This is a genomic window from Pseudomonas sp. B2M1-30 (assembly GCF_025447575.1).
Classification (GTDB): Bacteria; Pseudomonadota; Gammaproteobacteria; order Pseudomonadales; family Pseudomonadaceae; genus Aquipseudomonas; species Aquipseudomonas botevensis.
The window spans coordinates 55933-71257 of the sequence record NZ_JAOEJT010000015.1 but is presented as its reverse complement, the minus strand read 5'-3'; the positions used below and the strand labels follow the sequence as shown (position 1 = coordinate 71257).

Genomic DNA, 15325 nt, shown 5'->3' with positions numbered 1-15325 from the left:
TGTGGGAGCGGCCTTGCCCGCTCCCGCAATCGGGTTTTTTAGTGCCTGAAAAATTGCGCTTCAGGTCCTTTCTGATAGTTCTTCTCAATCGCTAATTTTTCCGGTCTGCATTCGTTTTATAGGGATGACGCGCCTTTGTGCTGCCTGCCTACTGATCCGGATGCCTAGAAATGAATGCAGAAGACTCCTTGAAACTCGCTCGCCGGTTTATCGGACTGCCCCTGGAAAAACGCCAGATGTTCCTGGCCGCCCTGGCTAAGGAAGGCGTGGATTTTTCCCGGTTTCCGATTCCGGCCGGGGTCGAGGCCGAGGATCGGCAGGCGTCCTACGCTCAGCAGCGCATGTGGTTTCTCTGGCATCTGGACCCGCAGAGCGGCGCCTACAACCTGCCGGCGGCGGTGCGCCTGACCGGTCGCCTGAATCAGCAGGCACTGGAGCAGGCGTTCGCCAGTCTGATCGAACGTCACGAAACCCTGCGCACCGTTTTCCAGCAGCAGGCCGACGACAGCCTGCTGCAAGTGCCGTTGCAACAACCGCTGGACATCCAGCGCGTCGATCTCAGTGCATTGCCGGCCGCCGAACGTGAAAGCCGTGTCGCGGCGGCAGCCCAGGAGCAGTCCTTGCTGCCGTTCGATCTGGCCAACGGCCCGCTGCTGCGGGTGGTCCTGCTGCAACTGGCCGAGCAGGAACACGTGCTGCTGCTGACCCTGCACCACATCGTTTCCGATGGCTGGTCGATGAACGTACTGATCGACGAGTTCTGCCGCTTCTACGACGCCCACGATCAGTGCGTCGCCGCTGAACTGCCGCCATTGCCGGTGCAATACAGCGACTACGCGCTGTGGCAGCGGCGCTGGCTGGAAGCGGGTGAGCAGCAGCGGCAGCTCGATTACTGGCTGGCGCAAATGGGTGACGAGCATCCGGTGCTGGAGCTGCCGCTGGATCGTCCGCGCCCGGTGCTGCCGAGCAATCAGGGCCAGCGTCTGGAAAGCGTGGTGGACGCGACGCTGGTCGAGCAGTTACGCGGCATCGCCCGTCAGCACGGCGTGACCCTGTTCATGCTGTTGCTGGGCACCTTCAATATTCTGCTGCACCGCTACACCGGCCAGACCGATTTGCGCGTCGGCGTGCCGATCGCCAACCGCAACCGCCGGGAAATCGAAGGGCTGATCGGTTTCTTCGTCAACACTCAGGTGCTGCGCGTGCAGCTGGACGGCCAGACGCCGATCGCCGATCTGCTGAGTGACCTCAAGGAAACCGCCCTCGGCGCCCAGGCCCATCAGGACCTGCCATTCGAGCGTCTGGTCGAAGCGCTGAAACTGGAACGCAGCCTGAGTTACAACCCGCTGTTCCAGGTGATGTACAACCACCAGCCGGAAGTCGCCGACGTCACCACGCTCAAGGTCGGCAGCGGTCTGGAGCTGGGTGTCATCGAGTGGGAAAGCCGCAGCACCCAGTTCGATTTGAGCCTGGACACTTACGAGAAGGGCGGGCAACTGCACGCCGCGTTCACCTACGCCAGCGACCTGTTCGACGCCGCGACCATCGAGCGCATGGCGCGGCACTGGACGCAGTTGCTGCACAGCCTGGTCAATGACCCGCAGCAGCGCGTCGGCGAAATCGCCTTGCTGGATGCGCCACAGCTTGCGCAACTGACTCAGACCTGGGGACGACACGACGCCACCTGGCCGAGCGAGCGCCCGGTGCATGAGCTGTTCGAAGCTCAAACCGAGCAGACGCCGAACGCCGTCGCGCTGATTTTCGACGGCCAGCAACTGACCTACGCCCAGCTCAATGCGCGGGCCAATCGTCTGGCGCGCACCTTGCTGGCCGAGGGCGTCGGCCCGGAAGTGCTGGTGGGCGTTGCCGTCGACCGGGGGCTGGAGCTGATCGTCGCGATTCTCGCCGTGCTCAAGGCCGGCGGCGCCTATGTGCCGCTGGACCCGCAATACCCGCGTGATCGCCTGCTGTGCATGATCGAAGACAGCGGCAGTCGTCTGTTGCTGACCCAGAGCCATTTGCTCGAACGCCTGCCGGTGCCGCAGAACGTGCGCAGCCTGTGCCTGGATCAGGCCGAGGTCTGGGCGCACGCTGACGAAAGCAATCCGCAATGCCCGGTGTGGGCCGATAACCTGGCTTACGTGATGTTCACCTCCGGCTCCACCGGGCGCCCGAAAGGCGTCGGCATCAGCCACGGCGCGCTGAGCAAACACGCGTTCGCCTCGCAGCATTACTACGGGCTGACCGCCGCCGATTGTGCGTTGCAGTTCGCCACGTTCAACTTCGATGCCTTCGGCGAGCAACTGTTCGGCCCGCTGACTTGCGGCGCCTCGGTGGTGCTGCGCGGCAATGAGGTGTGGGACAGCGAAACCCTGTACCGCCATATCGTCGAGCAGGGCATTACGGTCATGGACTTGACCACCGCCTACTGGAACATGATTGCCAAGGAATTCGCCGCCGCCGGCCCGCGTGATTACGCCGCACTGCGTCAGGTACACAGCGGTGGTGAAGCGATGCCGCCGGAAGGTGTGCAGGCCTGGCGTCAGGCCGGGCTCGAACAGGTCAAACTGCTCAACACCTACGGCCCGACCGAAGCCACGGTCACCGCCACCACCCTCGATTGCAGCGACTACGTGTTCGGTCGCCAGCCGTTGCCGCTGACGCTGCCGATCGGCCAGCCGCTGCCGGGCCGTCACACCTATCTGCTGGACGCCGATGGCCAGCCAACGCCGATTGGCGTGGTCGGTGAATTGCTGATCGGCGGCGAGTTGCTGGCGCGGGGTTACTTCCAGCGCGCTGACCTGACCGCCGAACGCTTCATCCCCGATCCGTTTTCCACCACCGGCGCGCGCCTGTACCGCACCGGCGACCTGGCACGCTACAACGCCCTCGGCCAGATCGAATACGTCGGCCGGGTCGACCATCAAGTGAAGATCCGTGGTTTCCGTATCGAGCTGGGCGAAGTCGAAGCGCGCCTGCTGGAACTGAACGACGTCCGCGAAGCCGTGGTGCTGGCCGTGCAGGGCGGCAGCAGCCTGCAACTGGTGGCTTACGTGGTGCCGAACAATACCGCGCTGGTCGCAGCGTCGGCTGACGAACAAGGCGCGGCGCGTGAAGCAATCAAGGCGCAGCTCAAGGACAGCCTGCCGGATTACATGGTGCCGACGCAGTTGCTGTTCCTCGCCGAACTGCCGCTGAGCCCCAACGGCAAACTGGATCGCAAGGCCTTGCCGGCCCCGGACGCCAGCCAGATGCAGCAGGCGTTCGTTGCGCCGCGCAGTGAGCTGGAGCAGAAAATCGCCGCGATCTGGCAGGACGTACTCAAGCTCGAACAGGTCGGTCTGACCGACAACTTCTTCGAGTTGGGCGGCGACTCGATCATCTCGATCCAGGTGGTCAGCCGTTCGCGTCAGGCCGGGATTCATTTCAGCCCGCGTGACCTGTTCCAGCACCAGACCGTGCAAGGCCTGGCCGGCGTGGCGCAGCAGGGCACCGGCGGTGTGAGCATCGATCAGGGACCGGTCACCGGCGAACTGCCGTTGCTGCCGATCCAGCAAGTGTTCTTCGAAGACCAGATTCCCCAGCGCCATCACTGGAACCAGGCGGTTCTGCTGCGCAGTCATCAAACCCTGAACGCCGAGGCGCTGTTGCAAGCGCTGAACGGCTTGATTGCGCATCACGACAGTCTGCGTTCGCGCTTCGTTGAAGGCATCGAGGGCTGGCGTGCCGAAGTCGCGCCAATTGCGCACGATCCGGAACTGTTGTGGACCGCCGACAAGCTGGCCGACAGCGAACTGCAAGCGCTGTACGCCAAGGCCCAGCAAAGCCTGAGCCTGCAAACCGGCCCGCTGTTGCGCGCGGTATTGGCGAGCGTTGCCGATGGCAGTCAGCGGCTGTTGCTGGCGGTGCATCACCTGGTGGTGGACGGTGTGTCCTGGCGGATTCTGCTGGAAGACCTGCAACTGGCTTATCAACAGGCTTCGCAAAAAACTGCAATCAAGCTGCCGGCGAAAACCAGTGCCTACAAGGCCTGGGGCGAGCATCTGCAGGCCTATGCCGCAACGGATGCGCTGCGCGCCGAACTGACGTTCTGGCAGCAGCAACTCGATGGCGCGGCGCTGGAATTGCCGTGCGACAACCCGCAGGGCAGCCGGCAAAGTCGTCACGCCCAGGTGCTGCACAGCCGTCTCGACAAGACCTTCACTCAGCAACTGTTGCAACAGGCACCGGCGGCCTATCGCACCCAGGTCAACGACCTGCTGCTGACCGCACTGGCGCGGGTGATCTGCCGCTGGACCGGCCACGCCGACACCCTGATTCAACTGGAAGGTCACGGTCGCGAAGACCTGTTCGACGACATCGATCTGACCCGCACCGTTGGCTGGTTCACCAGCCTGTTCCCGGTACGTCTGACCCCGGTGCAATCGGTGGCGGCGACCCTCAAACAGGTCAAGGAACAACTGCGGGCGATTCCGAACAAGGGCATCGGTTTCGGCGTGCTGCGCCATCTCGCTGACGCGGCGACCCAGGACAGCCTCAAGGCGCTGCCGATGCCGCGCATCACCTTCAACTACCTCGGCCAGTTCGACGGCAGTTTCGCTGCCGAGGACGGTGCGCTGTTCAGTCCGGCCGGCGAAAGCGCCGGCCTGGAACAGAGCCTGGATGCGCCGCTGGACAACTGGCTGGGTGTCGAAGGTCAGGTCTACGACGGTGAACTGGATCTGCGCTGGACCTTCAGCCGCGAGCAGTTCAACGAGGCGACCATCGCCCGTCTGGCCGAAGAGTACGAACGTGAACTCCAGGCCCTGATCAGCCATTGCTGCCTGGCGGAGTCGATGGGCGTCACGCCGTCGGACTTCCCGTTGGCGCGCATCGCTCAGGCGCAACTGGACGCGATCCCGGTGCCGGCCGCCAGCATCGAAGACATCTATCCGCTGTCGCCGATGCAGCAGGGCATGTTGTTCCACACTCTGTACGAACAAGGCACCGGCACTTACATCAACCAGTTGTGCGTCGACGTCGACGGCCTCGATCCCGAGCGCTTCCGCGCGGCGTGGCAAGCGACCATGGACGCCCATGACATCCTGCGCAGCGGCTTCATCTGGCAGGGTGAATTGCAGGAACAACTGCAAATCATCCACCGTCGCCTGGAGCTGCCGTACACGCTGCTCGACTGGCGCGAGCGCAACGACATCGCTCAGGCCCTGAAGGCGTTCACCGCTGCCGATCTGGCTGAGGGCTTCGATCTGACCCAGGCCGGGCTGCTGCGGGTGACGCTGATCCGCCTCGCCGACAAGCGTCATCACCTGATCTTCACCAACCACCACATCCTGATGGACGGCTGGAGCAGTGCGCAGATGCTTGGCGAAGTCCTGCAGCGTTATGCCGGGCAACAGCCGCCGCGTCCGCTGAGTCGCTACGCCGATTACATTCAGTGGCTGCAACGTCAGGACGCCGCCGTCAGCGAAGCGTTCTGGCTGCAACAATTGGCGGACTTCCACGAGCCGACCGTGCTGGCGCAAGCCGCTGCCGGCGGTGGCGAGGTGCGCGTCGAAAGCGGGCACGCCCTCAAGCACTACGACCTCGATGCACCGCGTACCCGTCGTTTGAACGAGTTTGCCCGTGAGCAGAAAGTCACCGTCAACACCCTGGTGCAGGCCGCGTGGCTGCTGCTGTTGCAGCGTTACACCGGCAGCGCTTGCGTGGCGTTCGGCACCACCGTGGCCGGGCGTCCGGCGGAGCTGGTGGGCATCGAGCAGCAAGTCGGCCTGTTCATCAACACCTTGCCGGTGATCGCCGGCAGCCGTCCGGATCAGACCGTCGCCGCGTGGCTGGCCGCCGTGCAGGCGCAGAACCTCAGCCTGCGTGAGTTCGAGCACACGCCGCTGGCGAACATCCAGCGCTGGGCCGGGCAGGGCGGCGAGTCGCTGTTCGACACGTTGCTGGTGTTCGAGAACTTCCCGATTTCCGAAGCGCTGCAACACGGCACCGCCGAGGGCGTGGTGTTCGGTGAGGTCGCCAACCAGGATCAGACCCACTACCCGCTGACTCTCGGCGTGACGCTGGGCGACACCCTGGCGCTGCACATGAGTTTCGATCAGGCGCATTTCAGCCTTGCCACGGTCGAGCGCCTGAGTGCGCAGTTGCTGCACCTGCTGGAGCAGTTCGCCGCATCCGCCGAGCGTCGCCTGGGTGAAATCGCCCTGGCCAGCGCTGAGGAACATACGCGACAACAGGCGCAAAACCATCCACAGGCTTACGCCACCGACATCGCCGTGCATCAGCGCTACGCCCGCCTGGCGGCGCAGCAACCGGAGCGCACGGCGGTGATCTTCGATGGCAAGCATTACAGCTACGGTGAACTCGACGCCCGCGCCAACCGTCTGGCCCATGAACTGGTGGCCCGTGGTGTTGGCGCGGAAGTGCGGGTCGGCGTGGCGATGCCGCGCAGCGAAGGCCTGATCGTCGCGCTGCTGGCGGTGCTCAAGGCCGGCGGTGCTTATGTGCCGCTGGATACCAGCTACCCGCGCGAGCGTCTGGCGTACCTGATGCAGGACTCCGGTCTGGCGCTGTTGCTGACCGATTCGCGCGTTTCTGCACAACTGCCGATCGATGCTGGCCTGACCGTGCTGGAGCTCGATCACCTCGACCTCAGCGGCCACCCGGCGCAGGCGCCAGTGGTGACGCTGGACCCGGACAATCTGGCGTACGTGATCTACACCTCCGGTTCCACCGGCAATCCGAAAGGCGTCAGCGTCACCCACGGGCCGCTGGCGATGCATTGCCAGGCTATCGGCGAGCGCTACGAAATGCGCGCCGACGATTGCGAATTCCACTTCATGTCGTTCGCCTTCGACGGCGCCCATGAGCGCTGGCTCACCAGCCTGACCCACGGCGGCTCGCTGCTGATCCGCGACGACAGCCTGTGGACCCCGGAGCAGACCTACAACGCCATGCTTGAACATGGCGTGACCGTGGTCGCGTTCCCGCCGGTGTACCTGCAACAACTGGCCGAACACGCTGAGCGCGTGGGCAATCCGCCGAAGGTGCGCATCTACTGCTTCGGCGGTGATGCGGTGCCGAATGCCAGTTTCGAACGGGTGAAACGGGCGTTGAATCCCGAGTACATCATCAACGGCTACGGCCCGACCGAAACCGTGGTCACCCCGCTGATCTGGAAGGCCGGGCGTGACGTGCCGTGCGGCGCGGCCTATGCGCCGATCGGCAGCCGCATCGGTGATCGCAGCGCTTACGTTCTCGACGCCGATCTGAACCTGTTGCCCCAAGGCATGGCCGGTGAACTGTACCTCGGTGGTAGCGGCGTGGCCCGTGGTTACCTGAACCGCGCGGCGCTGACGGCCGAGCGTTTTGTTGCCGATCCGTTCAGCCGCAGCGGTGGCGTGCTGTATCGCACCGGCGACCTGGTGCGTCAGCGTGCCGACGGCACTTTCGATTACCTGGAGCGTATCGACAACCAGGTGAAGATCCGTGGTTTCCGTATCGAACTGGGCGAAATCGAAGCCAGCCTGCAAGCCCTCGACGGCGTGCGCGAAGCGGTGGTCGTCGCCCAGGAAAGCGCCGGCAGCAAACGCCTGGTGGCGTATGTGGTCGGCGACTCGCAACAGGCCGATTTCGCCGAACAACTGCGCGAGCAACTCAAGGCGACGCTGCCGGCGCACATGGTCCCGGCCTACGTGCTGACCCTGGAGCGCATGCCGCTGACGCCGAACGGCAAGCTGGATCGCAAGAACCTGCCCAAGCCTGATGTCAGTCAGTTGCAGCAAAGCTACGTGGCGCCACAAACCGCGCTGGAACAGCAACTGGCGACGATCTGGCAGGACGTGCTGAAGCTTGAGCGCGTGGGTCTGAGCGACAACTTCTTCGAGCTGGGCGGCGATTCGATCATCTCGATTCAAGTGGTCAGCCGCGCTCGTCAGCACGGTTTGCGCTTCACCCCCAAAGACCTGTTCCAGCACCAGACCATCCAGGCGCTGGCCAAGGTGGTGCAGACCGGCGCGCCGCTGCAGTTGATCGATCAGCAGCCGGTGACGGGCGAAACCGCGCTGTTGCCGATCCATCAATGGTTCTTCGCCCAGCCGATTCCTGACCGTCATCACTGGAACCAGTCGGTGATGCTCAAGACCCATCAGCCGCTCGATCCACAAGTGCTGGAGCAGGCACTGGATGCATTGATTGCTCATCACGACAGCCTGCGCCTGGAATTCACCGAACAGGCGCAAGGCTGGTCGGCGCAGTACCGCGATGTCGCCGCGCAAGCGGGCGAAGTGGTGCTGTGGCAAGCCGAGGTCGCCGACCTCGCCGCGCTGGAGGCGTTGGGCAACAAGGCCCAGCGCAGCCTGCAACTGAGCGGCGGCTCGCTGATCCGTGCGGTGCTGGCGAACCTCGCCGATGGCAGTCAGCGGCTGTTGCTGGTGGTCCATCACCTGGTGGTCGATGGCGTGTCGTGGCGGATTCTGTTCGAAGACCTGCAAAGCGCTTATCGGCAGATTCAGGCCGGCGCGGCGCTGCAATTACCGGCCAAAACCAGTGCGGTCAAGGCCTGGACCGAGGCTCTGCAGAACTACGCCGCCAGTGCGCCTTTGCAAGCCGAGCTGGGTTTCTGGCAGCAACAATTGCACGGCGCGTCCAACGTGTTGCCGTGCGACAACCCACAGGGCGGCCAGCAGCATTGCCAGGCCCAGGCGATCCGCACGCCGCTGGACAAGGCCCTGACCCGTCAACTGTTGCAGGACGCCCCGGCGGCCTATCGCACTCAGGTCAATGACCTGCTGCTGACCGCGCTGGCGCGGGTGATGGTGCGCTGGACCGGTGACGACAGCGTTCTGGTGCAACTCGAAGGTCATGGTCGCGAAGACCTCTTCGACAGCGTCGACCTGACCCGCACCGTGGGCTGGTTCACCAGCCTGTTCCCGGCAAAATTGACCCCGGCCGCCGACCTCGCTGACTCGCTGAAACAGATCAAGGAGCAACTGCGGGCGATTCCAGACAAAGGCATCGGCTTCGGTGCGCTCGCGCATCTGGGCGATGATTCGACGCGGGCCGCGCTGCAAGCGCTGCCGCAACCACGCCTGACCTTCAACTACCTCGGTCAGTTCGACGGCAGTTTCGCTGGCGAGGCGGATGCCTTGTTTGCGCCGACCAGTGAGTCCGGCGGTGAAGAGGTCAACCTGCAAGGCCCGTTGGGCAGCCCGCTGGCCCTCGACGGCAAGGTGTTCAACGGCGAACTCGATCTGAGCTGGACCTTCAGCCGCGAGATGTTCGACCCGGCGACCATTCAACGTCTGGCCGACGATTACCTGCAAGAGCTGACTGCCCTGATCGCCCATTGCTGCGACAGTGCCCACCGTGGCGTGACCCCGTCGGACTTCCCGCTGGCGAAGCTGACCCAGGCCCAGCTCGATGTGCTGGCGCCGCAACCGCAACTCATCGATGACATCTACCCGCTGTCGCCGATGCAGCAAGGCATGCTGTTCCACACTCTGCTCGAACACGGCAACGGCGACTACATCAACCAGATGCGCCTCGACGTGGATGGCGTCGATCCACAGCGCTTCCGCGCGGCGTGGCAAGCGGTGGTGGATGCCCATGACATCCTGCGCAGCGGTTTCGTCTGGCAGGGCGATCTGGAGCAACCGGTGCAAGTGGTGCAGCGTCAGCTCGACGTGCCGTTCCGCGTGCTTGACTGGAGCGAGCGCAGCGACCTCGATGCCGCCCTGCAAACCCTCGCCGACGAAGAGCGCGCGCAGGGCCTGGACCTGACCCGTGCGCCGTTGCTGCGTCTGGTGCTGGTGCGCACGGGTGCCGAGCGGCATCACCTGATCTACACCAACCACCACATCCTGATGGACGGCTGGAGCAGCGCGCAGTTGCTCGGCGAAGTGTTGCAACACTACAGCGGCGAAGCGGTGCCGCGTCCGGCGGGCCGTTATCGCGATTACATCGCCTGGCTGCAAGGTCAGGACGCGGCGGTCGCCGAAGCGTTCTGGCTGGCGGCGTTGAGTGACCTGCAAGAGCCGACCCGTCTGGCCGATGCCATCGCACGGCCGAGCATTGCGCTGCCGAGTGTCGGTTATGGCGATCACTTCCAGGTGCTGGACAGCGGTCTGACGCAACGTCTGGGCGAGTTCGCCCGTGCCTCGAAAGTCACGGTCAACACCTTGGTGCAAGCCGCGTGGCTGCTGCTGTTGCAGCGTTATACCGGCAAGGACTGCGTGGCGTTCGGCGCCACCGTCGCCGGGCGTCCGGCGGACCTGCCGGGGGCGGAGCAGCAGATCGGGTTGTTCATCAACACCTTGCCGGTGATCGCCGCGCCGCGTGCGCAGCAGAGTCTGGCCAGTTGGCTGCAAGGCGTGCAGGCGCAGAACCTGGCGCTGCGCGAGTTCGAACACACGCCGCTGGCGGACATCCAGCGCTGGGCCGGGCAGGGCGGTGACGCGCTGTTCGACAGCCTGATGGTGTTCGAGAACTACCCGATTGCCGAGGCGCTGGAACAAGGCGCGCCACAAGGCCTGCGATTCGGCCCGGTGGTCAATCACGAGCAGACCAACTATCCGTTGACCCTGCTGGTGCATCTGGGCGCCGAGCTGTCGGTGCATTTCAGCTACCAGCGCGACAGTTTCGCCGACGCCAGCGTCGCGCAACTGGGCGCGCACTTGCAGCGTCTGCTGGAGCAGATGTGCGACGCGGGTGAGCGCTCGCTCAGCGAATTGAGCCTGATCGAAACGGATCGCTCGTCGGTCGATAGCGCTTTCGTCACCGAGCTGTGCATCCATCAGAGCATTGCCCGTCAGGTCGCCGCGACCCCGGAGGCGCTGGCCGTGACCTTCGCGGACAAACAACTGAGCTATACCGCTCTGGATGCCCGGGCCAATCGTCTGGCGCACCAGTTGATTGCTCTCGGTGTCGGCCCGGAAGTGCGGGTGGGCGTGGCGATGCCGCGTTCCGAGCAACTGCTCATCGCTTTGCTGGCGGTGCTCAAGGCCGGTGGTGCCTACGTGCCGCTGGATCCGGATTACCCGGCCGATCGCGTTGCCTACATGCTCGAAGACAGCCGCGCGCGGGTGTTGCTGACCGAGCAGGCCGTCGCCGCGACCCTGACGGTTCCGGCCGACACTCAAGTGCTGTTGATGGATCAGGTTGCGCTGGACGCTTATCCGCTGGACGCGCCACACACGGCGGTGACCCCGGACAACCTCGCCTACGTGATCTACACCTCCGGTTCCACCGGCAAACCGAAAGGCGTGGCGATTGCTCATCGCAACGTCATGGCGCTGATCGACTGGTCGGCGCGGGTCTACAGCCGTGCTGACATTCAAGGTGTGCTGGCATCGACTTCGGTGTGCTTCGACCTGTCGGTGTGGGAGCTGTTCGTCACCCTCGCCAACGGCGGCTCGCTGGTCATCGCCCGCAACGCCCTGGAACTGCCGCAATTGCCGGCGCGGGATCAGGTGCGCCTGATCAATACCGTGCCGTCGGCGATTGCCGCGCTGCAACGGGCCGGACAGATTCCGCCGAGCGTGCGGATCATCAACCTGGCGGGCGAACCGCTCAAGCAAGGCCTGGTGGAGGCGTTGTACCAGCAGTCGAGCGTCGAGCACGTCTACGACCTGTACGGCCCGTCGGAAGACACCACGTACTCGACCTGGACTCGCCGCCGCGCCGGTGGTCAGGCGCGCATCGGCCGGGCGCTCGAACACAGCGCCAGCCACTTGCTGGACGCTGATCTGCAAGCGGTGCCCCAGGGCGTTGCGGCCGAGCTGTACCTGTCGGGCGCCGGGGTCACCCGTGGCTACCTCGGACGGGCGGCGATGACCGCCGAGAAGTTTGTGCCGAATCCGTTTGCCGGCAACGGCGAGCGGCTGTACCGCACCGGCGACCTGATCCGTCAGCGCGAGGACGGTGAGCTGGAGTACATGGGGCGGATCGACCATCAGGTGAAGATCCGGGGGTTCCGTATCGAACTGGGCGAAATCGAAGCGCGGCTGCTGGCGCAACCGGCGGTCAGCGAAGCGGCGGTGCTGGCGGTCGAGGCCGAGGGCGGCGCGCAACTGGTGGCCTATGTGGTCGCCCCGCAACTGAACCTGTTTGACGGTGAGGCGCAGCGCCAACTGCGCGACGGACTAAAGACTGGCCTCAAGTCTTCGTTACCTGACTACATGATTCCCGCGCACCTGTTGTTCCTCGAGCAGTTGCCCCTGACTCCCAACGGCAAGCTCGACCGCAAGGCGCTGCCGGCGGTGGATGCCAGCCAGATGCAGGCCGCGTACGTCGCGCCGCAGAGTGAGCTTGAGCAGCAGGTCGCGGCGATCTGGCAACAGGTGCTTACCGTGGAACAGGTCGGTCTGAATGATCACTTCTTCGAATTGGGCGGGCACTCGTTGCTGGCGGTCAATGTCGTGTCGCGCATGGCGCTTGAGCTGGGCCTGACACTGACGCCGCAACTGTTATTCCAGCACCCCGTCCTGGGCGATTTCGTCGCTCATCTCGATACGCAGGGCGGGGCAATCAATGACCAGAAACTGAACAAGCTGGAAGCCCTGCTTGACGATATGGAGGAAGTCTGATGGACACGAGTGTTGCTTTGAGGATTGCCAAGCGCTTTATCACTCTGCCGCTGGACAAACGTAAGCTCTACCTGGAAAAGATGCTCGAAGAGGGCGTCTCGCCGGCCAACCTGCCGATTCCAGAGACTCGCTCCGGATTCGAGGCGATCCCGCTGTCCTACGCCCAGGAACGCCAGTTGTTCCTCTGGCAGATGGACCCGCACAGCACCGCGTACCACATCCCCAGCGCCCTGCGCCTGAAGGGCCGGCTGGATGTCGCGGCGCTGGAGCGCAGCTTCAACGCCCTGGTTGCGCGGCACGAAAGCCTGCGCACCACGTTCGTCGAGCAGGACGAGAAAACCTGCCAGCTGATTCATCCGCAGATGCCGTTGAGCATCGCGGTCGAGTCGCTGGCGCCGGGTCTGGATGACGCCGCCGTGGAGGCCGCGATCAAGGCCTTCGTGGAGGGCGAAACCGCGCGGCCGTTCAACCTGCAACAAGGCCCGCTGCTGCGCGTGTCGCTGCTCAAGGTGGCGGACGACGATCACGTCCTGGCGCTGATCCAGCACCACATCATTTCCGATGGCTGGTCGATGCAGGTGCTGGTGAGCGAGCTGATCCAGCATTACGCCGCCGACACCAGCGGTCAGACCCTGAGCCTGCCGCCGCTGGAGGTGCAATACGCCGACTACGCGATCTGGCAGCGGCACTGGCTGGAAGCCGGCGAGCGCGAGCGGCAACTGGCGTACTGGACCAAGACCCTGGGCGGTGAGCAACCGGTGCTGGAGTTGCCGATCGATCACCCGCGCCCGGCGGTGCAGAGTTTCCGTGGCGCGCGTCTGGATCTGGAGCTGCCAGGCGCATTGGCCGAAGGCCTCAAGCAACTGGCCCAGCGTGAAGGCGCCAGTCTGTTCATGGTGCTGCTGGCCTCGTTCCAGGCGTTGTTGCATCGCTACAGCGGTCAGTCGCAGATCCGCGTCGGCGTGCCGACGGCCAACCGCAACCGGGTGGAAACCGAGGGCCTGATCGGCTTCTTCGTCAACACCCAGGTGCTGAGTGCCGAGGTCCACGGGCAACTGCCGTTCAACCAGTTGCTGGCCCAGGTCAAGCAGTCGGCGATGGCTGCCCAGGCGCATCAGGATCTGCCGTTCGAGCAACTGATCGAAGCCCTGCAACCGGAGCGCAGCCTGAGCCACAGCCCGGTGTTCCAGGTGATGTACAACCACCAGGCGGTCAACGACCAGACCCAGCGTCAGAGCCAGGTGCAATTGCCGCAACTGAGCGTCGAGGACATCGTCTGGGAAGGCCGTACCGCGCAATTCGATCTGACCCTTGGCACTTACGAATCCAGTGATGGCGTGGCGGCGGAACTGACCTACGCCACCGACCTGTTCAAGGCGGAAACCATCGAGCGTCTGGCGCGCCACTGGCTGAACCTGCTGCACGGTCTGGTGGCCGCGCCGACCCAGCGTATCGGCGAATTGCCGCTGCTGGAAAACACCGAGCATCAAGTGTTGTTGCAGGACTGGCGCCGGGTGGTCGATCACGCCGCCCCAGCGCCGTGCGTGCAGCAACGCATTGCCCTGCAAGCCGCCCGGACCCCGGACGCCATCGCACTGATCGTCGCTGACGAGGTGCTGACTTACGCCGCCCTGGACACCCGCGCCAACCAGCTCGCGCACAAGCTGATCGAGCAGGGCGTCGGCCCGGATCGGCTGGTCGGCATCGCCGTCGAGCGCAGCGTGGAAATGATCGTCGGCCTGTTGGCGATCCTCAAGGCCGGCGGCGCCTACGTGCCGCTGGACCCGGCTTATCCGGAAGATCGCCTGGCCTACATGATCGAGGACAGCGGCATCGAACTGCTGCTGACCCAAGCGCATTTGCAGGCACAACTGCCGATCCCGGCGAGCCTCGCCACACTGTTGCTGGATCAGCCGCACGACTGGCTGACGGCGTACCCGACCAGCACCCCGGACGTGGCGCTGAACGGCGAACACCTGGCCTATACGATTTACACCTCCGGCTCCACCGGCAAGCCGAAAGGCGTGATGGTGCGCCACGCGGCGCTGAGCAACTTTGTCGCGAGCATGGTCGAGCAACCGGGCATCGCCGCTGCCGATCGCACGCTGTCGCTGACGACGTTCTCGTTCGACATTTTCGGCCTGGAAATCTACGGCCCGCTGCTGGCCGGCGCTGCCGTGGTGCTGACCGGCAAGGACGTGCATCAGGACCCGCAAGCGGTGCTCGAACTGATCGCCCGCCATGCCGTGAGCATGCTGCAAGCCACACCGTCGACCTGGCGCATGCTGCTCGACAACGAACACGCGGCGATCCTCGACGGTCGTACCTTCCTCTGCGGCGGTGAAGCGCTGCCCCAGGAACTGGCGCAACGCATGCTGGCGCGCTCGCCAAAGGTCTGGAACCTCTATGGCCCGACCGAAACCACCATCTGGTCGGCGCTGCATCCGTTGAGCGTGGACAACAGCCGGCCGTTCCTCGGCAAGCCGATCGACAACACCGCGCTGTACATCCTTGGCAGTGACCTGGAACTCAATCCGCTCGGTGCGCCGGGCGAATTGCTGATCGGTGGCGATGGCCTGGCCCGTGGTTACTTCCAGCGTCCGTCGCTGACCGCCGAGCGCTTCGTGCCGGACCCGTTCTCGACAACCGGCGAGCGCCTGTACCGCACCGGCGACCTCACTCGTTACCGTGCCGAAGGCGTGATCGAGTACATCGGGCGGATCGACCATCAGGTAAAAATT

Annotated in this window: 2 protein-coding genes (1 of these 2 cut by a window edge); both read left to right on the top strand. The window is 64.6% G+C overall.

Annotation, left to right across the window (positions count from 1 at the left end; translation table 11 throughout):
• The first annotated feature begins 170 nt into the window (after window positions 1-170).
• Complete coding sequence (locus N8H74_RS24355; RefSeq protein ID WP_262150937.1) at window positions 171-12584, top strand: non-ribosomal peptide synthase/polyketide synthase; 12414 nt, start codon at window positions 171-173, stop codon at window positions 12582-12584.
• Window positions 12584-15325, top strand: partial view of a non-ribosomal peptide synthase/polyketide synthase gene (locus N8H74_RS29290; protein WP_279309420.1) — the 5' portion only. Its footprint extends 12330 nt past the window's final position; 2742 of the gene's 15072 nt are visible here — the first part of the coding sequence; the start codon lies at window positions 12584-12586; its stop codon lies beyond the right edge, outside the window. Before N8H74_RS24355 ends, N8H74_RS29290 begins: the two co-directional genes overlap by 1 nt.

Coding starts and splice junctions, on each gene's coding strand:
- N8H74_RS24355 (WP_262150937.1), top strand. CDS start 171: ATGAATGCAGAAGACTCCTTGAAACTCGCTCGCCGGTTTATCGGACTG.